We start from the raw sequence: 19,831 nt of genomic DNA, 5'->3' as shown, positions 1-19,831 counted from the left end.
CGCGGTGGCGGAAACGTAGGACGGGTAGTTCGCGTTCGCCTGATTCCAGAAGTGGCCGTTGCGGATGGCGTGCGTCGTGCCGCCCTTGCCCCAGTGGCTGCGGCAGTGCGTCATGAAGAGATGGCCGTTGCTGTTGTAGTCGAGCCCCCACTGGTTCGATCCGCCGTGGCAGAAAACCTCGAACACATGCCGCACCGGATGATAGCGCCACACGCCGGCACGCATCGCGACGCGGTCTTTCGGATCACAGCCCGGCTTGCCGATGCTGGCCGTGTTGAAGACACCTTGATTCCCATACAACCAGCCGTCCGGCCCCCAGAGGAAGCTGTTCAGCGTCTCGTGCGTGTCCTGATAACCGAATCCATCGAGCAGGATCTTTGGTTCGCCCGCTTTGTCGTTCGCGTCCTTCGGAATGAACATCAAATACGGCGCGGCACCGACCCACACGCCACCAAAGCCGACCTCGATGCCGCTGACGAGATTCAGTCCCTCGATGAAAACCTTCTTCGTCTCAAACGAGCCATCACCATCCGCGTCCTCCAGGATGGTAATACGGTCCTTACCCTGCCCCTCGGGCTGGCGATTTGGATAACTGAACGCCTCCGCGATCCACAAACGGCCACGTTCGTCGAAGCAGAAAGCAATCGGCTGCCGCACATCCGGCTCCGCAGCGATCAGCTCAACCTGGAAACCGTCCTGCACGCGAATGCCGGAGACGAGTTTCTGTGCCGCCTCATTCGCAACCTTTGTCGGCTGCGCTGGATTCGGCAGCAGATGCCACAGCACCGGGCTTTCATCGCCACGCTTCGTGCGGTCGCCGCTGATGCTCAAAGCGCCCGCGCTGGCGAAGAACGGCTTTTCATCGTGAAACACGAAGTCATCGAAGTTCACATGGCCCCAGCCGCCTTTGAATTGATCGACGATGCGGATGAAGATGCGTTTGCCCGCGACGCTTTCGAGATTCACCGCCACACGCTTCATGTTCTCCTGCTGCGCGGCGCTGCTGCTGTGAATGACCTTGCCGCTCGCTTCATCGACAATCTCGACGCGCTCCGTTTTCGCATCCGGCGCCGCGCCGATCAAAAAGCTCGCCCACGGATGCGTGGCGACGAAACTCGATGACGTGAGCGTGCCGGTGCCTTTGTCGCCGATGCGCTCGTAGCCACCGAGCCAGAACTTGCCCGTGTGCTGCGAGTTGCCGCGCTTGCGGGCCGCGACGGTGTCACCCTCGATCGGTTGCTTCTCCCACGCGTCTCCCTCGGCCTTCCAACCTTCGAGCGTACCTTTTTCAAAGCCGAGATTCAGCTCCGCAGGCGGCGCGATGCTCGCCACATCGCTTTTCGCTTCTACCGGCTTCACATCCGCACGCTGCGGCATCGCCGTCTTGCCTAGATGCGTGAGCTGGATATTGCGGAACTGGATCTTCGCCGGTCCGGGGCCGCTGTGGAGCTGAAACGCGATCTTGCCGCTCCACTCCGCCGCTTTCTCCTCATGATCGTCGAGTACACTGAAGAGCACGTCGTTCACACGCACCTCGACATGCGATGCCGTGGCGGTGATTTGATATTTGTTCCAATCACCCTGTTTGAGCACGCTTTGAAAGCCCTTCGGTTCCGCAAACACATCCGTCCATCGACGGCCATCAGGCGCAATGCTCACGCGCGCGCCACGTTCGACGAGCAACGCACGCCCATGCTCATCGTAGATGCGCCCGAGCCACACCGCGCCCATGTCGAGATCCGCCTGATAACCGCTCGCATGACCGTCCGGACTCTGCTGGCAGCGATACTGGATGCCGCTGTTCGCGCTCGGCCCGCCCGTGATGCGAAACTCGACCGTGAGATCGAAGTCATGCACCTCACCGTCCCAAAAGATCCACTCATTGCCCTTCAGCGGCTTGTCCGCGGGGATCTCACCGGTGATCGCACCATCTTCCACGCGCCAGTGCTCCGCCTTGCCACTCCAGTGATTGAGCGTCTTGCCGTCGAAGATGGTATCGGCGGCGCAGAGGGGCGCTGCAGAGATCAGGAGAACGCAGAGAGATTTCATGAGGTAGTCAGACGAGTCTGACTCGTAGGAACTGTCAGACAAGTCGGACTTGTCCGGCGGCAACAAGGTCTCGACTCACCGCGTTTGGTTTCTCCGATGAAACCAACCACCTTCTCGCCCTCCCGTCGTCAGTTCCTCGCCACCGCTGGCGCAGCGTCGCTGTCTCTCCTTTCGTCGTCGAACGCCGCGATCTTCAAGACCGAGATCAAGAAGGCCAAGATCGTCGGCAAGCCGGAGGAGAAGTTCCTGCGCGAACTGAAGGAGGCCGGATTCGACGGCGTGGAGGTCTCCTATCTCTTCGACGATGAGACCGAGGCCAAGAAAGCACGTGAAATGGTCGAAGGCATTGGCTTGAAGGTGCACTCCGTGCTGCGCGGCTGGGCCGAGTTTAACAGCGACGATCCGGGACAGGTCGCAGCGAGCTATGCGGTCACTGAGAAGGCATTGCGCACGGCGCACTGGCTCGGCGCGGAGACGATCCTGCTCGTGCCATGCCGCGTTGGCGGCCCGACGGTGAAAATCCCTGACCCGTGGGACTTTGACATCGAGTTCGATGAGAAAACCGGCCACGTCAGCCGCGTGGTGAAGGGCGACAACACACCCTTCGAGCGCTACATCATGCTACAGAACAAATCGACCGATGGATCGAAGGAGCAGGTGACGAAGCTCATCCCACTGGCCGAAAAGCTGAACGTCATCATCGGCCTCGAGAATGTCTGGAACAACCTCTGGGTGCGTCCGGACCTCTACAAGAACTTCGTCGCGTCCTTCAACCACCCGTTTGTGAAGGCCTACTACGACGTGGGCAATCACGTGAAGTATCTCGTGCCCGTGCACGACTGGATTCACACGCTGGGCGGCCTCATCAAGAAGATCCACATCAAGGACTACGCGCTCGCGCCGGACAACCACAGCGGCAAGTTCGTGCATCCGCGTGATGGCAGCATCGACTGGCCGAAAATGCGGCAGGCGCTCGACGACGTCGGTTACAACGGCTGGATCACCGTCGAAGACAACGGCCTGCCGCTGCCGGAGTTCAACGACCGCCTCAACAAGATCATCGCCGGAGTCTGAGTCATGAAATTCGTCCCGCTTTTCCTCGCGATCGCCACTTTAACCATCGCCGCCGACCGCATCGTTCCACGCGAAGGCACCGAGTGGTGCAACATCTGGATGCCGAATGCCAACAAGCACGATCTGCCACGCGTGCTGCTCATCGGCGACTCCGTGACGCAGGGCTATGGCGCCGACGTCGAGAAGGTGCTCGCCGGCAGGGCCTACGTCGCGCGTCTCGCCACCTCGCGCTGTGTGGGCGATCCCGTGTTGCATGCGGAGCTCAGCGCCGTGCTCGGCGCGGAGACTTTTGACGTGATTCACTTCAACAACGGTCTGCACGGCATCGGGGCCGTGAGCGAGAAGGAATACGCCGAGTTCCTGCCGCAAATGCTCGCGCACATTCGCAAGCTCGCACCGAAAGCGAAGCTCATCTGGGCGACGTGCACGCCCTCGCACGTGAATGGCAAGTTTGAAGAACTCGCTCCCAACAACGCGAATGTGACGGAGCGCAACCGCATTGCCACCGATCTCATGAAGAAGGAAGGTGTTCCCGTGGACGATCTCTATGCACTCACACTGCCACATCCTGAGTGGTGCGCCGACAGCCTGCACTACAAGGCGGATGGCAAAGCCGCCCAAGGCGCGCAGGTGGCGGCCGAAGTCCTCAAGCTGCTCCCGCCTCAGTCGAAGTAGCTCGCCTCACTTCTTCACGATCGACGCGACAAACGTATCCAGCGCCTTCGTCGCTGGATCGGACGCGAGGCCGAGGTCGTTGTTGAGCTTCACGTGATGCGTGTCCCGCCCGCCGAAAAGCGTCACCGGCACTCCGGCTTCCTTCAACACGCCGCCGAAGCGCTGCGCCTGGGCCGTGTTGTCGGGATGATGAGCGACATACAGGATCAGAAATGGCGGGATGCCTTTGCCCTTCGCCACGTGCGTCACCGCGGAGAAGTCTTTGTGCAGGGCGGGATCGTTGCCGAATTTCAACCGATGCCCATACTTCGGCATCGGAAAGCCGTGCACACGCGCCCGCGTTTCAGCCACCTCGATCATCGCCGGAATGTCATACGTGTCACCATCGACCGGCACGCAACCGATGAGGCACGAGAAATCCGCGCCGACTTCCTTCAAGTAGCGGTCGTCGGTGCAAAGAATCGCCGCCAACTGCGCACCCGCGCTGTGCCCGCCCACGAGCACGCGTTTCGGATCACCGCCGTAGTCCGCGATGTGCTTTTGCACCCAGCCAAAGGATTTCGCGCAGTCGCGGATGAGCGTGCCCATGTCCACCTCCGGCAGCAGGCGATAGTTCGTCGAGACAAAGACGAAGCCATGCTCCACAAACCATTTCGGCTTCGTTTCGACGTCCGATTTGTCACCCTGCTGCCACCCACCACCGTGAATCCAGAACACGACCGGTAGATTCTTCGCCTTCGCCGGCGCATAGATGTCGAGCACATGCCGTGCATGGCCGTCGTCGAGGTAGCGGATGTCGCGCTGGACGACGAGCTGACCAAATGCGGAAACACTGAGGGCAAGGGAAAGGAGGAGCGTCTTCATGGTGCTCCCAATACGTGCCAATCCACGTCACTCCTTCCCCGCATACTTCGCGAGGTCACGCATCGCAATCACTGTGCAGCCTTCATCCTTCAGATGCTGCATGTAGGCCTCGAACTTCACCGGATCGGTGTTCACCCATGGATGCTTGATATCCGGCACGCCGTGAAAGGTCATCACGGCAATCTTGCCATCCTTCGCCTGTGCCACCGCCGCCTTGAACTGCTCCAAGGTGCTGTCCGGCTTGCCATCAAAGGCCTGCGGCATCGTCAGTGGGTCGTCCGTGTTCGGGTTGAAGGCCTTCGCGCCACCAGCGCGGGCAAATTGATAGCCCCGCTCGCGCAGCAGCTTCACCGCGGCCTCGCTCGTCGCGTAGCCGGGGTAGCAGAAGCTCACCGGCTTCGGAATGCCGAACTTCACGCACTGCTGCTCGATGAACTCCACATCGGCGGCGAGCTGTTCCGGCTTCTGCTTGTTCACACCCGCATGCTTGCGCGTGTGGTTGCCGATCTCGAAACCCTCGTCATGCAACACCTTGATCTGCTCCCACGTCATGTAGTGCTTCTTGTCCACAAGGAACTCGAAGCCCTCCGTGATGAAGAACGTGGCGCCAAAGCCATGCTTCTTGAGCAGCGGAGCCACAAACGTCGCCTGACTCGCCACCGAATCGTCAAACGTGAGCACCACGAGCTTGTCCGGCACCGGCCCGGCTGCGAGTGCGCGCCACGCGACAGCACACGTGATAATCAAGAGGGACAGGGCAGTGGAGAACGGCTTCATGTGGCTTTTTAACGTCCGAGCACTTCCACATCCACATAAACGCACGTCATCTTTGGCGCGTCGTGGATGTAGAGCAGTCTGCCGGGGCTGATCTCGCGGATGCTGGTGTAGTTGAAGCGGACACGATCGGAAATGACGTGGTGCGAGGTCCAGGTTTTGCCCTTGTCGAGGCTGAACATGAGGCAGCTCGCGGGGCGGCCGTAGCTGCACGCGAGGACGCCGTTGCTCATCATGACGAGATCGGGCAGAACGCGTCCTTCCTCCATCTCCACGGCTGGCGTCCACGTTTTGCCAGCGTCGTGGGAAAACATCTGCTTCATGCACGAGTTCCGGTCGCCGCGGATGACGGCGACTTGTTCGGTTTCGCTCAGGCGGCACACGGCGGGCTCGCCGCCGGGGCCGACGACGGAGAAGTGGTTCCACGTTTTGCCGCCGTCCGTGCTGCGCATGAGATGGGACCAGCGCTCGGTTTGATTGCGGCCATCGGGGCGTTTGGTATTCTTGCGAGTCCACACGACCATCGTCATGCCGCCGTCGGCATCGTTCCAGATGTGGCGCTCGCAGATGGTCTGGTCGCTCTTTTGCTCGTTCGCATACTGTGCTGGCAGCTTGAGGCGGTTGTCCTCCATGGTGAAAGTGGTCGCGTCGGCATTGAGGCGCCAGGTTTTGCCCCAAACGGCTCCGTCCGGCTGCGACCACGTCCAGCGTGACATGGCGGTGATGCCGCCATCCGGACGGCGCAGGCATGGGAGAGGAGTTTCGGGCTTTTGATCGATGCCAACGATGGGCACCCACGTTTTGGCGGCGTCGGTGGATTTGTAGAGGCCGTAGGGCTCGTAGAACGCATCCGGTCCCTGCGCGACGCTCATGAGGAGCAGGCCTTTGCCCATGTCATACAAATAAGGCCGCGTCTCCGGCACGCCTTTGCGCTCGGGGATGATCCACGGCTCGCTGACGGTGACTTTGAGCTCTGGTTTCGGCAAAGGCGCCGTCGCTTTTCGCGTGCCGAGCTTCACGGATTTCCAAATCGCGTTGCCCGTGGCCGTCTTGGCGGTGGAGCCGAAGAGGATGAAGGGCTCCTTCGACTCCGCAGGCTTCCAGAAGGCTCCTTGGCCAACCACCTTGCGTTCACCATCCACAAACATCTGCATGTCCGTGCCACGAATGACGAACCGATACGTGTGAAAACGGTTCGTCGTGTCCTGCGGAATGAAGCGATCGGTGAAGTTCGTCGCCTGGTTCGGGAACAGCGCGAGACCTTCCTGATGCCTACCATCGCTCACTTGCACGACCACCGGCGCACCATCGCGCCATGGCCAGAGCGAGGACGTGGTCTTGCCCTTCACCGCGCCTGTGGTCGAAAGGACCTTCACCTCGGCCTCGACGATGATTTCCTCATCCTCGTCCGCCTTCCAAGCTGCGCGGTAGTGACCGAAGCCAGTGCCGTCGTCCTCGATGCGCAGGCCATCGGCTTCGAGTTTGGCCTTCGGAGTGCCGACGCTGCTCCAGGTGCCGTCAGGCAGCGTTTTGGCGTCATACTGAAGCTGCCAGGTGATGTCCTCGGCCTGAAGCGATGCGGCGATGAGAAGCGATGAAGCAAAAAGGAGGCGAAAAATCATGTCGGGCAGCCTCGGGCTACTTTTTCGGCTCGGACTTTTTCTTCGCCTTCTCCGCTGCGGCCTTCGCACGGGCTTCAGCCTGCTTTTTCGCAAACTCTTCTGCCTGCGCTTCAAGAGGCGCCCAGGCGGCCTTCGCTTTGGCGAGTTCGGCGTCATTCAGGCCGAGTGCCTTCAGCACACCAGTCGCCATGAGCTTGTTGCCTTCAACGTTCATATGCACGCCGTCACTGGTGAGCACTTTGACGTTCGGTTTGTTTTCCGCCTTGATGCGTTCTGCAAACATCGCAAACAAGTCGGCCATCGGAAGGTTCTTCTCCTTGGCTAGCTGGCGGAGGAAGTCGTTGTAGGGCGCGAGCAGACCGTTTTCTTTGCTGTCGAGATTCTCGTGAATCACAGTGGCCGTCAGCATAACCGGCTTCACAGCTGCGGCGATCGCCTGGTCGATGATCGCGGTGATGTTCTTCTTGTAGGTTCCGCGAGCGGCCACCTTGTCGTCATAAGTGCCGTTCTTCGCCATCGCATCATCGAGCGGCACGCCGCGCGGGCCGTGCCAGACGTCGTTCACGCCGCAGCTCAGGGTCATCCACTGCGGCTTCTTGCTCAGCACATCCTTGTCGAGGCGTGCCAACATCTGATCCGACTTGTGTCCGCTGATTCCAGCTGGCACCGGTTCTGCCCTCACACCATTCGCCTCCAAACCTGCGATCACGAGCTTCACATAGCCCGCCGGATTGCTCCAACCGCCTTGCGTGATCGAATCGCCGAGGAAGGCGATCTTCTCGCCGCTCTTCACGGCAATTTCTGCATTCGCCAAAGCTGGTGCGATGAGTGTGGCGGCAAGGACGGGGAGGAAGCGGAGAGCGTGGATGTTCATGGTTGTCGAAAGCAAACGCACCACCGCTTGAGTCCTATCTCCCTGATCGCTACTCAAACACGATCTCGCCCATCACCGTCGTTTCGTCCATGCGGTTGCTGGTGAGCGATGACGACCAGACCGCACGGTCGATGACTTCACGGGGGAGTGCGTGGTTGCGGCCGAAGTTGGCTTTCCAGGTGATGCCTTTGCTTGGTGGTTCGACGCCGAGGGTGGTGAAGGGAATCACGAGATGCGCATGCCAGCGCTTGGTTTGGGCATCGACGCGGGTTTCGCTGCTCCAATCGCCGTTCCAGGTGGGGTCGTCTTTGCCGTGACGCGGATCCATCACGTCGGTGATGCGGCCGTTGAGGGCGTCGTATTTGGAGGCGGCGTTCGCGCCTTGGGTGAGGCGGTAGAAGAGTGGCTGGGCGGGATTCGGGGCGAGGTAGAGGTCGATGGCTTCTTGATTGGTGAGAAGGTGGTCGCGGTTGTAGGCGGTGAAGGTGGTCGTGTCGCCAAGTTCGGCTTCGGCGCGGAGGTGGAGGGCTTTGTCGTCGTAGAGCAGCCGGATCGTCGTTGTGCGCGGCAACGTGTGCAGCGGCGGGAGGAGTGTGAGGGCATGCGCGGTGGCGTTTTGCCACTCGGGGCTGTCGAGCGTGAGTTTGGCGGTCGTTTTGGTGATGGTGAGTTTCTTGAGGCCCATGGGCGGAGCGTTGCGCATGGCTTTCGTGTCCCAGTTGAAGCAGGTGCTGGCGTAGGGCTCCTGGTAGCCGTCGTGGGCGAGTTGGAGATGCTTCGCGTCGTGACCGGGAAAGGGGAAGAGGACGTGGTTCCACTCTTTTTGAGGCTTTTTGACGTAAAGCGTGGCGATGAAGGCGTTTCGCGCGTCGATGGCATCGAGCAGGCGATGCAGCGAGCCGCTGTCGGGCAGCATCTGCCAGGCCTGATGCAGGTGCACGACCTTCGCGAAGTGCTTCAAGTAATCGAATTCCGTGCGCACGAGTGCGAGGCGTGTTTTCACCTTCGGCGTGGTGGCGAGCTTTTCCGCCTGTGCGAGATGACCCTCCATCGTGGCGAGCACGCGCGGCGTGTAGAGGAAGGCGATGAGCTGAAACGGGTCCTGCACCGTTTTGCGACCGCGAGCATCGGTGGGCAGCGGTTTGTAGGTCCACACGTCGGTGCGCGTGCCGATGTGGTCGGAGTAGAGCGCGATGGCGTGATACAGCTCGTCGTAAAAGGCGCGCATGGAGAAGGCGATGCTCTTGTTTTGAAACGCGGCCTCGCAGAACTCGGGCACGAGGTCCTTCGCGTGATTGTTCGCCGGATCGTCGAACATGCGGCCCATGGTGTAATAGACAGGGCCTTCGAGTCCGAAGAGCTGACCGGGGCCGTCGCGATAGAGCGACTGAATGCGGTTCACGGCGAGCCGTTGCACCTGCTGCTCGATGTAGCCGGGCGTGCGCATCGGTGTATAACGCGTGCCGAGGTTCGGGCACCAATTGTAAACGTAGCCGGTGAAGCCGCGCAGCACGTCGATGCCGCGCCACGGGGCGATGTCTTCATCGTTCGTTCCGGTGAGCATGACGCAGGTGTTTGAGGGGAAGGCTTTGAAGCTCTTCGGCGGCGCGGCGGTGAGGATGTAGCTCATCATCGTCACCTGCTTTCCCGGATGCGACTTTTCCAAATGCTGCGCGACATCGCGGTGGAAGATCCAGATTTTCTCCGACCAGTCCTTGCCGGTGCCGAAGAGCGCGTCGCACTTCTCGCACTGGCACTCGCGAAAGCCGTCCGGCTGGCCGAGATCGACGCTGTCGTAGCCTTTGTCGAAGAAGCCCGCGAGATCGCGGTAGATGCGCTCCTGCACGTCGGGATTCGAAAGACAATACTGCGCCTTGCCACCCTCCGGCTTCAAACGCGAGCCGCTGATCAGCGCGAAGTATTCCGGGTGCTCCGCAAACAACTCCGCCGGCACCGCCCGCTCCCACGTGTGACCGCCGAACTGCTCATCCACGCGCGGGAAGCGATTGTGCGCGAGATCGTAAAACGACGCGCCCGCCGGATGCGCCGTGTTCACCCGCAGCAGCGGCGTCGTGGTCACGTTCAGCGACTCCGGCACTGTCATCGTCGCCATCGGCAGAAACTCAATCGCGGGCGAGGCCAGCAGGTCGATCTTCGCTGCGCCACTCACCGGCGTGTAGCCCGGCAGATCGGGATACAGGAAACGCACGCCCATGAACTGCCGCGCAAAGTCCACCGCCGCCTTCGCCGTGCCCACGCGATCCCAATTCGGCCGCCGCGCATTGTCCGTCGGTGCCTTCGACCGATGATCATGCCCCGCGATGATCACATCCTTGCCCACCACCCGATGCACAAAGCTCCAATCCCGCAGCTTCGTCACCTCGAGGCCGTTCTTCTGCGCGAACTGCGTGTTCCCGAGCATCAACGCCGGTTTGGCCGCATCACGCTTGCTCTCTGTCACAACGGCGACATCGGCACCATTTGCCTGAAACGCCGTTTGCAGCAGTCGCGCAGTCTGCTCGAGGCTGTCTGTCAGAGCCTGCGTCTCCAACTTGTCCGGCACGACGATCTGGTAATCTGAACGGCGCGCATCGAGCAGCGTAAGCGCAGTGGCCTGGGATGAGAGCGCAAGAACAATGAACAAAAGGAGACGCATGAGGTGCTATACGCACCTGCGAACGATTCACTCGCGCTTTTGCGCAAACATCCAGTCCCACAGCTCCGCTTTCTCATAAGCCGGCCCCCAACTTCCGTGACCGACACCGGGAAACTCGGTGTATTTCGGCTCCGGCTTCACGGCGGCTTTTTTGAGCGCATCGATCATATCGCGCGAGCCGCTGACGGGCACGGTATTGTCATCCGCACCGTGAATGGCCCAGATCGCCACGCCATTCATTTTCGGCGCGTCCACTGGTTGCCAGATGCCGCATACAGGCACCGCGGCGGCGAATTTCGCCGCGTGCTCGGCGATGATGCCCCAGGTGCCCATGCCGCCCATCGACTGGCCGGTGAGGTAAAGCCGTTTTGAATCGGCCTTTGTGTCCGCGATGACAGAATCGAGCGCCTCCATCAATTCCGGCATAACGGAGCGGGCGTCGTTGCCGCGAAACTCGCTCTTCGCCCAGCGCGTGGATTTCCCATCGCACGCCGGTGCCATCACGATGCACGGATGCTTCTCCTGCATTTCGGGCGCGGCGAGAATGTTCGCCGCGGAAGTGTTTCCGCCTGCGCCGTGCAGGCAGAGCACGAGCGGGAGGCCCGCAGGCTTGTCCTTCGGCACGAAGAGGCTGTAGCGGATCGTCTCGCCGTTCGTGCCTTTGAACTCTCGCACGTCAAACGCCGCGTTCGCACCGCCGGGCCGCGGTTGCTCCTCTTTGCCACGACGGCCTTTTTCCTTCATCGCTGTCAGTTCCTCTGCATCCAGAACGCCGTCGCCATTCGAGTCGAAACCCGAGGCCCGCGGCCAGAACCGCCCGCCGAGTTCTTCCTTTGACAACTTGCCGTCCTTGTTCGCGTCCATCGTATCGAGACGCGCAAACTTGTCTTTCGTCTGGGCGATGACAGGAGCGACAAAAATCAGGAGCAGCAGGATCGATTTCATGGCGGCATGAAACGCCGCGCAAGACTCCGAGTTGCTCACGGTTTGAACACCGCGACTTCCTTCGCGCTGGCGACGTCCCAAGCACGGACGTTGCCATCCTGATCGCCGCCGATCACCAAGTCTCCGTTCCGGGTGGTGGCGAGGGCCTGAAGGAAGCTGGTGGCACCGGGGAGCTGCTTCACCTCGCCTCCATCGCTGTTGATGAGGCGCAGCTTGTTGTCGCCGGCGCTGGTGGCGAACTGATCGGCGGCACCGAGGTAATGAATGCCGGTGACTTCTTTGTCCCAGCCATCGACGTTCTTGCGGCGGTCGCCGGTGGTCCAGTCCCAGATCTTGACGACGTTGTCCGCACCGCTGCTGGCGAGCAGACGCCCATCGGCACGCCACGACACACCGAGCACATGATGGGTGTGGCCTTCGAAGACCTTCACGACCTTGCCGGTGCTCAAATCGGTGATGCGCACCGCCTTGTCAGCGCCGCCGGAGGCGAGGAGTTTGCCGTCGGGCGAGAAGTCGAGCGCGAAGACACTGTCGAGATGTCGTTCCTCGTAGTTCTTCGTGAGCTTGCCGGTCGCAAGATCCCATAGCGTGATGTCGCCGCTGCGTGAAGGTTCGCCGCTGCCAATGGCGAGCGTTTTGCCATCCGGCGAGAAGGCGAGGCTGTTCGCACGATCGGTGATCGGTGAATTGCCATCGCCGCTGCCGATGACGCGTTCGAGCGTCCATGTCGAACCCGTGCTGCCGGGGACAACGGGTTTGCCGTTCACCGTGCTCCAGGCTTGCGCAGGACCGCTGTCGTAGGTGGCGATCAATTCGAGGCCGTTCGCACTGAACTGCAGCGCCTTCGCCTTCTTCATGGTCTGCGCGAGGGTCTTCGTCAGCGCATCGCGATCCGCGTTCGCCTTCTCCGACTCTTTCTTCACGACTTCAAGACGTGCTTTGGCGTCCACGACACCTTGCTTGGCCTTCTTCTCGTTTTCGGTGACGAGCTTGATCTCGTTCGCCGTGTCTGTGATCGCAGCCTCGGCACGTGTGAGCGCCTCCTTGGCGAGTTTGAGATCGGTCGCCGCCTTGGTGGCCAGATCCTGAGCGTCTGTGCTCTTTTTAACCAAAGCCGCGTCCGGTTCGCTCTTTGGCAGTTTGGCAATCTGTTCGGCGACTTCCTTCGCCACCTTGTCAGCGGCTGCATGAGCATCCGTCTTCGGTTTCACAGCTTTCCGCTTCTCCTCAAGACCCGTTTTCGCGAGAGCGATAAGTTCGGCGAGCTCCGGAGACTTCTTTGCCTCAGCCGCAGCGACCGCGGCTTCAGCCTTCTTGAGCGCATCCTGCACCGGTTTGAGCTCGGCAACGGCCTTCGCGAGAGCTGCCTGCGCCTCCGTCTGCTTTTTGGCGAGCGCTTCATCCGGTTTGCCTGCCGATGCTTTGGCGACTTCGTCGGCCGCCGCCTTCGCGGCTTTGTCTGCGGCGACTTTGGCGTCTTCCTTGGGCTTGATGTCTTTCTTTTTGTCTTCGAGAGCCTTCTTCGCGAGTTCGGCGAGTTCGTTGGCTTTCTTCAAACGGTTCGTCTGCTCGGTGGCATCCGCCTCCGCTTTCTTGATCGCCTCGTTTTGATAGGTGACCTCCAACGCGGCCCGAGTGGCGGCGAGCGTGCGTTGCGCGAGCGCCTGCTCGGAGGCGAGATCGGATTTGATATGGGCGACGAGCTTCGTCCCCTCGTTGAGCTTGATGCTGTTGTCGGCTTCCTGCGTTGCCGTGAATTTCGTGGAGGCCACCGGCGCAGGTGCGGGAACACCGCGCTTCCACACCTTCACCTCGCGGAAGCTGCCCGTGGCGAGGCGTGAGCCGTCTGGACTGAAGGCGAGCGACTGCACGAGGTCGCGATGCGCGACGCCGGGCTGCTTGTAGAGTCCCGACTTGATGAGGGACTCGTCGGTGAGTTTCGTGACAAGGCTCTGCGTCGGCAGATGGTAAATGCTGATCTGGTTCGCACGCGCAGCGGCGGCGAAATCGCCCTGCGGGGCCATGGCGACCGCATAGATTGGGTGCAATCCCGCCGGCAGCGGCTCCCATGCGATAACCTGAACCTTCTTTGGCGACGCCTTCGCGCCTTGATCGATCCACTCCTTGAACAAGGCCAATTGCTGCGTGGTGAGATTCACGGCACCAACCTTGTTGCCCTTCGGCGGCATCTCGCTGTCCCAGGTGTGCGCGGCGGCCTGATACATGATGCTCTCCGCACCTTTGCCGGGAATGATGCCCACATCGCTCTCACCGCCCTTGGCCATGAGCTCCGGCGTCTCCATGTTGAGGCCGCCCTTGGTCGTGGTCTTGTTGTGACAGGCGATGCAGTTGTCCTTCAAGAACGGACGGATGTCGCGATCGTAGTCGATGGGTTCGGCGTTCGCCGGAATGACGAATGCAGAATGCAGAATGCAGAATGCCAGAAGGCCTTGGGTGGTTTTCATTTCTTGGCGACTTCCTTCACGCGAATGCGGATGGGGTTGGAATAGACGATGAATGTGGCGTCTTTGGCGGCAGACTTGGCGGTAAGGTCATTGACGAGCTTGTCGGCGGTGGTTTTGGCAGCGTCAGCCGCTTTGACCTCCGCAGTTGCTGCTTTGACGAGTTCCGCCTTCTTCGGTGTCGCATCGGCATTGGCCGCTGCGAGTTTCTTCTGAGCCTCCTTCTGGTCGCCCAGCGCCTTCTTGGCTGCGGTCTCGGCCTCGGCCAGCTCTTCAATCCCCCGACGCACTTTCATCTTCGCCGGACCTGTAAGGATGAGTCCGTAGTCACCGGGAGCGAGTTTGAGAGCTTTCACATCAAGCGAGAGCTTGCCCGCGTTTCCCTTGGCCGGAATGGCGACCGTGGGAGCCTTGGCGGCGTCAATGAGGCCGAGGGCTTTCAAGGTCAATGCGTCGGTGAAATCCGCGTGGCGTGTGACTTTGAGGTCGATGTCGAGTTTGGCGTCTGCCGCGACCTCGAAAATGTCCGTCTTCTCGGTTTGAATCAGAGCAGGAGATGTCTGGGTGCTGACACCGAGGACAGGCGCGCCGGAGGAACGATACTGCGTGTAACCCCTCGTCAGGTCGGCAAGGGCGAAGCTGACAAAACGGCTCTGCGGGATGCCATCGAGAACACCTGCGCCGGCGGGCGCATCGGCGGCGGCTTGAAACGCGATGTAGCCAAGCGACTGGCCTTTGCCGATGAAACCGCCGAGGCAGGTGACGCCAGCGGGGAGTTTGTCGGCCTTGAGTTCGACGGGCTCGCTGAACGCGTTGCGATTCGGCGCGATGATCTCGAGCGCGGAGATGCCGCCACGAAGCACATTGGCGCTGCCGATCTCGGCGGTCTTCGTCGCGGTGCCGCTGTAGATGGGATTGAGAGCGATGAGCGGCGCGGGTTTCGGCGCATCTTTAAGAATGCGCAGTTCAAAAGGCTCGGTGGTGCTGAAGTTGTCGAGCAGCGTGATGCGGAAGGTGCCGTCGGCTTTCGCTTCGTAGGCATACAACGGATCGCGATTGGGCAGGTTGATGCTGGGTGCGGGCGAGATGGCGGGAGCATCGGCGATCTCGGCCTGCGGGGTCAGGGTCTCCTTGCCTGCGGCGTCCTTCTTGAAGTTCTCGATGACGAGATGCGGATCGGTGGGATGACCGAGATCGTGGGAATGAACTTCGATGATGAACCGGTCGCCCGCTTTGAAGGCGAGATCGAATGAATGCGTGAGGCCGTGCGCCAGGAAGGCGTCCTTGATCGTCTGCCCGATCTGCACCGGACGCGGAGGGCCTGGCTTGCCCGCCAAGGGTGCAGGCGGCGCTTTGGACGAGAGCGTGACGCGATATCCGTAGTCATCGCCCGACCGGAACATGAGCTCGTTCAATCGCAGACGATACGTCCCATCCGCCGGAGCGGTGAACGCAAGAACTCCGGCACGCAGGTGGGCCAGCTCACGACCCGAAGGCGCGCTGAGTGTGCCGAGCATTTCGGTGCGTGTGTCAAAGCGAGCACCGTCAAAAGTGGCGGTGAGATGCTGGCCTTTTTTCAGATCGATGGTGAACCAGTGCGGGAAGGCGGACTTGAAGACGCCCTGAATCACGGAATCGAGCGTGACCTTCTGCGCCTTGTCAGGCTTGGTATTGGTACCGGACGACTCAACCGTGTCGAGCGCACTGATCTCAAACACGCGCGGGTTGGAGACGCCGTAGTGGCCGATGAAACGCAAGTCGTGAAGGCCGACGGGAAGGTCGTCGAGCAGCGGAATGCTGACCTTCGTCGTGGATTTGATTCCTATCACTCGATTGCCGATCATGATCGCCTGCGGGCCATCGAGATCGGTGCCGCGCAATGTCAGCTCGACTGTGGAATTCGGTTTTCCGCCAAGCGGATAGATGCTGGTCAGCGTCGGGGACGGAAAAGTGGCCTGCGAGAAGGCGGAGCCCGCAGCAAGCAAAATGGCCGAGCACCAAACACTGAAAAGGAAAAGGCGTGGCATGGCGGGGGTGATCATTAAACGGACTTCAGTTTCGTTGCCGTCAGGAGGAGGCGGGCATCCGCGCTCCTGCCCGACGTGTTCGTGGCTCTCAATGATTGAACAAAAACTCCTTCGTGTTCAGCAGCGCCCAGAGAATGTCTTCATAGGCCTCCTTCTTGCCCTTGAAGGCCTCATCGCCGGTTTTGCCGGCGGTCTTCTTGTCGAGATGCGCGTGTGCGAACTGGACTTCCTGAGCATTCGGATCACGGCTGAGGGCGATGTGGTAGAGGTCGGTGATCTTGTCGTCGTCGGGACGTGCGTCCTTGGTGAGCGCGTCGGCGCGACCGTTGCCGCGTGAGAGCTGGGTCTGAATCTCGGCGGCATTCAGCAAGTGCAGGCTCTGCGCGAGGCTGGCCTCCTGCGTGCGTTCGCATTCGCAGGCGCTCGATGAATCGGGACGACCGAAGACGCTGAGGAAGTAGGTGCTCTGGTTGTAGCTGTTGTCCGGCAGCGCCACGGCGCGGGTGCCCGGTGCCTGGCCTGCGAAATTGCTTTCAACATCGAGCAGCGTGTTCACGGCGTCGTAGAGCACTTCGGCGTTGAGGCGTTTCGGATAGTAGCGGCTGAAGTTCTGGCGGTCCTTCGCGTTGTGCGCGTTCGGCACGGCGCTGAGCTGATAGGTGGTGGAGTTCGTGATCGTGCGGATAAGTTTCTTCATGTCGTAGCCGCTCTTCACGAAGTCGGCGGCGAGGGCGCTGAGCAGTTCGGGATTCACCGGCGGATTCGTTTCGCGCATGTCATCCTCGGGCTCGACGAGGCCGCGATTGAAGAAATGCTTCCAATAACGGTTCACCAGCGTGTGGGCGAAGAAGGGATTGTCCTTGGCGCTCATCCATTCAGCGAGCGCGAAGCGTGGATCCTGCTCCGGTTTCAACTTCAGCGTTTCACCGCCGAGGCTGGTCGGCATGACGGCCTCCTTGCTGCGAATGTTCGTGGTCTGGGCGATGCCGCGTTTGTGGAAGATCATCTCCTCGCCGGCAAAGGTGGAGGGCTTGCGCGAGACGTTGCTGAAGAAGGCGGCGAAGCCGTAGTAGTCCTGCTGACTCCACTTCTCGAAGGGATGGTGATGGCACTGCGCACACTGCATGCGTGTGCCGAGGAAGAGTTGCGCGACGTCCTCCATCTGCTGCTTCATGTCCTTCACCTGACGATACCAGGCCACAGGAGGGCTTTGATCGAGCTCACCCGAAGCGGCGACGACTTCGCGCACGAACTGGTCGTAGGGTTTGTTGTCGGCGATGCTGTCGCGAATCCACGAATAGAACAGGTAGCTGCCGCGTGCGTAAACCGGCTGCGTGCGCTGGTTGCGCAGCAGGGCGCTCCATTTGTTGGCGAAGAACTCGGCGTATTCAGGGCTGTCGAGCAGGCGGTCGATGAGCGCGCTGCGCTTGTTGGCGTCCTTGCTCGCCATGAAGTCTTTCATCTCCGCCGCCGTGGGCAGACGGCCGCAGATGTCGAGCGTGACCCTGCGGATGAAGGTGCCGTCATCGGCCATCTCCGAAGGCGGCATGCCGATGGTTTTCAATTTGGCGAACACGAGATCGTCCACAAAGCCGCGCGACGCAGGCAGTTTGTCCACGGGCGCACCGAGCGGCACCGTGGCGCGGAAGGTGGAGACCTTGCCCTGATAGCGCACCATCACGGCAACATCGCCCGGCAGATCAAAGAGCTTCACGAGGCCGGTTTCGCTCGTCTCGGCCATCGCTTTTTCGTTCGCCTCATAAAGAGCGCGCTTCGTGACATCACGTGTGCTGCCGTCGGTGTAATGCGCGGTCACCTTGAGCTGCTGCGCGCCTTTGAGCGGCATGGTGAGCTTTGAGGGCTCGACGCTGATGCTTGCCATCTTCGGATCGGTGTCCTTGCCATACGGCATGCCTTCGCGAATCCAGCGCACGAGATCGGCGTAGTCTTCCGAGTTCGGATCGAGCTTCTTCCCACCGCCGTGTGGGAGTTGGGCGGTGCCTTTGGTCAACAGCAGGCTCTGTTCCGGTGAACCCGGAAACACGCGACGGCCGCGCGCCTCTTTGACGATGTGTTCGTAATCTTCCTGCGGCTCGAAGCCGAGCAGCGACAGCTTGAAACCGTTCTGGCCACCTGACTTGCCGTGGCAGCCGCCGCTGTTGCAGCTCCCCTTCGTGAGGATGGGCACGATGTCGTTCGCGAAGTTCAGCGGACGCGGAACATCAGCAGGAAACGCAACGGAAGACGTGAGTCCGGCGAGAAGGGTGAGTCGGAGCGGGTTCATGATGGCGAGAACCTACGGGCGAGAGGACAGAGTTTTGTCGTTTCAAAAGAAACTATCTGACGTCTGCTGCGAAGGGGATCGAGCCCGGCATGACGCATGACGACCCAACAGCGGTTCGCCACCAGCCTCAGGCGCCGGTTTTATCATCCCGTCACACCAGCTCCGCCATCGGCAGATGCCCGTCGACAAGATACTGCGGGCGGCCCGTGAGATCGGTGAGCGTGGCCTTCGTGACGTCGATGCCCATCTGCTTGTAGAGCGTGGCGAAGACTTCACCAAAGGCGACGGGACGATCGGTGGCCTCGCCGGCGTGCTTGTCGGTGGCACCGACGACCTGGCCGTGGCGCATGCCACCGCAGGCGAGCAGCGCGGAGGCGACACGCGGCCAGTGGTCGCGCCCGCCTTTGTTGTTGATGATCGGCGTGCGGCCGAATTCACCCCAGACGACGACGGAGACGTCCTTGTCCATGCCGCGCTCATGCAAATCGGTGATCAACGCCGTCAGCCCGCTGTCGAGCAGCGGCAGGTCCTCACGGAGCTGCTTGAAGTTGTCGTTGTGATAGTCCCAGCGGCTGAAGGCGAGCGTCACCACACGTGCACCGGCTTCTACCAGACGACGTGCGGCGAGGAAGTGCTCAGGGAGACGCGGACCGCCGTCATCGCGATTGCGGTTCTCGCCTTTGCCGTAGCGCTCGACGATGCGCGGATCTTCGCGGCTCAAATCGAGCGCGTGAAGCAGCTTCGGACTCGTGAGCACGTTCAACGCCTGCTCATTGAAGACATCCACACCGCCCATGAGGCCGGTGGCGTCGAGATCGCGGCGCAGATTGTCGAAACTGCCGAGCAGCGACTTGCGATCGCGCAGACGGTCGAGCGTGATGCCATTGAGCGACATGTCCTCCGTGCCGCCGCCGCGGTTTGGTTGGAACGGCGCGTGAGCGACGCCGAGGAAGCCGGGATCGCCGGTGCGCGCCCATTCCATGTGGCCCATCTTCGGCGCGAGGCCGACGAAGGGCGGCATCGCCGGATTGGCCGCGCCTTGCAAACGGGAGACCACGGAGCCCAGCGACGGCCAGCCGCCGGGAGGCTGCTGCTTGGAATTGCGACCGGTGAGGCATTGAAAGGCGTCATGACGACCGTCGCAATCGGCCAGCGAGCGGATGATGGTGCATTTGTCCATCATCTTCGCGAGACGCGGCATCTGCTCGGTGATTTGAATGCCGGGAACGTTCGTGGAGATCGGTTTGAACTCGCCGCGAATCTCGCTCGGCGCGTCCGGCTTCAAATCGAAGATGTCCTGATGCGACGGCCCGCCCGGCAGGAAGATCATGATCACCGCCTTGTGCGACTTCCCGGTCTTCTGCGCCGCTTCGGCACGCAGCACGTCATTCAACGACATCCCGCCCATGGCGAGACCGCCGATCTTCAGGAAGTTTCGACGCGACACACCATCGCAGAAACCGCCGCTGGGATGTGAGTACAGGTTGAGCATGACCGCTAACCTACGGCGGCACCTTTGCCTCTC

Annotated in this window: 13 protein-coding genes; 2 read left to right on the top strand and 11 right to left on the bottom strand. The window is 61.1% G+C overall.

Annotated elements, in window-relative coordinates:
• On the bottom strand, positions 1–2,049 hold a 2,049-nt coding region (locus KDL09_RS00725), incomplete at its 3' end, for a PVC-type heme-binding CxxCH protein (protein ID WP_294380302.1).
• Positions 2,050–2,145: 96 nt separating this feature from the next.
• Here KDL09_RS00725 and KDL09_RS00720 point away from each other — a divergent pair.
• A complete protein-coding gene (locus tag KDL09_RS00720; protein WP_294380300.1) occupies positions 2,146–3,123 on the top strand; it encodes a sugar phosphate isomerase/epimerase family protein in 978 nt (325 codons plus the stop codon).
• A 3-nt stretch (positions 3,124–3,126) separates the two neighbouring features.
• Entirely contained in the window at positions 3,127–3,798 is a 672-nt protein-coding gene (locus KDL09_RS00715; protein WP_294380299.1) for an SGNH/GDSL hydrolase family protein, read from the top strand.
• A gap of 6 nt (positions 3,799–3,804) precedes the next feature.
• Here the strand turns inward: KDL09_RS00715 and KDL09_RS00710 are convergent, their stop codons facing one another.
• The 10 genes from KDL09_RS00710 to KDL09_RS00665 form a co-directional block, all read right to left on the bottom strand.
• Positions 3,805–4,662 carry an alpha/beta hydrolase gene (locus KDL09_RS00710; RefSeq protein WP_294380297.1) on the bottom strand — a complete coding sequence of 286 codons (858 nt, stop codon included), beginning with the start codon at positions 4,660–4,662 and terminating at the stop codon, positions 3,805–3,807.
• A 27-nt stretch (positions 4,663–4,689) separates the two neighbouring features.
• Entirely contained in the window at positions 4,690–5,439 is a 750-nt protein-coding gene (locus KDL09_RS00705; RefSeq protein WP_294380295.1) for a polysaccharide deacetylase family protein, read from the bottom strand.
• Positions 5,440–5,447: 8 nt separating this feature from the next.
• Complete coding sequence (locus KDL09_RS00700; RefSeq protein WP_294380293.1) at positions 5,448–7,058, bottom strand: sialidase family protein; 1,611 nt, start codon at positions 7,056–7,058, stop codon at positions 5,448–5,450.
• 16 nt (positions 7,059–7,074) lie between these two features.
• Positions 7,075–7,932, bottom strand: coding sequence for a GDSL-type esterase/lipase family protein (locus KDL09_RS00695; protein ID WP_294380291.1), 858 nt, complete (start codon positions 7,930–7,932; stop codon positions 7,075–7,077).
• A 49-nt stretch (positions 7,933–7,981) separates the two neighbouring features.
• On the bottom strand, positions 7,982–10,588 hold the full coding sequence (locus KDL09_RS00690; protein WP_294380289.1) for a DUF4838 domain-containing protein: 2,607 nt from the start codon (positions 10,586–10,588) through the stop codon (positions 7,982–7,984).
• A gap of 27 nt (positions 10,589–10,615) precedes the next feature.
• A complete protein-coding gene (locus KDL09_RS00685) occupies positions 10,616–11,533 on the bottom strand; it encodes a prolyl oligopeptidase family serine peptidase (RefSeq protein WP_294380287.1) in 918 nt (305 codons plus the stop codon).
• 35 nt (positions 11,534–11,568) lie between these two features.
• The gene (locus KDL09_RS00680) at positions 11,569–13,998 is read right to left on the bottom strand and encodes a c-type cytochrome domain-containing protein (RefSeq protein WP_294380285.1); all 2,430 of its coding nucleotides are present in this window, start codon (positions 13,996–13,998) and stop codon (positions 11,569–11,571) included.
• On the bottom strand, positions 13,995–16,022 hold the full coding sequence (locus tag KDL09_RS00675) for a hypothetical protein (protein WP_294380283.1): 2,028 nt from the start codon (positions 16,020–16,022) through the stop codon (positions 13,995–13,997). Before KDL09_RS00675 ends, KDL09_RS00680 begins: the two co-directional genes overlap by 4 nt.
• An 88-nt stretch (positions 16,023–16,110) precedes the next feature.
• Positions 16,111–18,306, bottom strand: coding sequence for a DUF1549 domain-containing protein (locus KDL09_RS00670; RefSeq protein ID WP_294380281.1), 2,196 nt, complete (start codon positions 18,304–18,306; stop codon positions 16,111–16,113).
• Between the two features lie 151 nt (positions 18,307–18,457).
• Positions 18,458–19,798, bottom strand: a complete 1,341-nt coding sequence (locus KDL09_RS00665) for a DUF1501 domain-containing protein (protein ID WP_294380279.1) — start codon at positions 19,796–19,798, stop codon at positions 18,458–18,460.
• Between the last annotated feature and the right edge of the window lie 33 nt (positions 19,799–19,831).

The organism is Prosthecobacter sp. (genome assembly GCF_020439865.1).
Classification (GTDB): domain Bacteria; phylum Verrucomicrobiota; class Verrucomicrobiia; order Verrucomicrobiales; family Verrucomicrobiaceae; genus Prosthecobacter.
This window is presented reverse-complemented; position numbering and strand designations above follow the sequence as displayed.

Bases quoted from the DNA above. Each gene is read 5' to 3' on its own strand.
- KDL09_RS00720 (WP_294380300.1), top strand. From the start codon at position 2,146: ATGAAACCAACCACCTTCTCGCCCTCCCGTCGTCAGTTCCTCGCCACC.
- KDL09_RS00700 (WP_294380293.1), bottom strand. From the start codon at position 7,058: ATGATTTTTCGCCTCCTTTTTGCTTCATCGCTTCTCATCGCCGCATCG.
- KDL09_RS00690 (WP_294380289.1), bottom strand. From the start codon at position 10,588: ATGCGTCTCCTTTTGTTCATTGTTCTTGCGCTCTCATCCCAGGCCACT.
- KDL09_RS00670 (WP_294380281.1), bottom strand. From the start codon at position 18,306: ATGAACCCGCTCCGACTCACCCTTCTCGCCGGACTCACGTCTTCCGTT.
- KDL09_RS00695 (WP_294380291.1), bottom strand. From the start codon at position 7,932: ATGAACATCCACGCTCTCCGCTTCCTCCCCGTCCTTGCCGCCACACTC.
- KDL09_RS00710 (WP_294380297.1), bottom strand. From the start codon at position 4,662: ATGAAGACGCTCCTCCTTTCCCTTGCCCTCAGTGTTTCCGCATTTGGT.
- KDL09_RS00715 (WP_294380299.1), top strand. From the start codon at position 3,127: ATGAAATTCGTCCCGCTTTTCCTCGCGATCGCCACTTTAACCATCGCC.
- KDL09_RS00675 (WP_294380283.1), bottom strand. From the start codon at position 16,022: ATGCCACGCCTTTTCCTTTTCAGTGTTTGGTGCTCGGCCATTTTGCTT.
- KDL09_RS00705 (WP_294380295.1), bottom strand. From the start codon at position 5,439: ATGAAGCCGTTCTCCACTGCCCTGTCCCTCTTGATTATCACGTGTGCT.
- KDL09_RS00685 (WP_294380287.1), bottom strand. From the start codon at position 11,533: ATGAAATCGATCCTGCTGCTCCTGATTTTTGTCGCTCCTGTCATCGCC.
- KDL09_RS00665 (WP_294380279.1), bottom strand. From the start codon at position 19,798: ATGCTCAACCTGTACTCACATCCCAGCGGCGGTTTCTGCGATGGTGTG.
- KDL09_RS00680 (WP_294380285.1), bottom strand. From the start codon at position 13,998: ATGAAAACCACCCAAGGCCTTCTGGCATTCTGCATTCTGCATTCTGCA.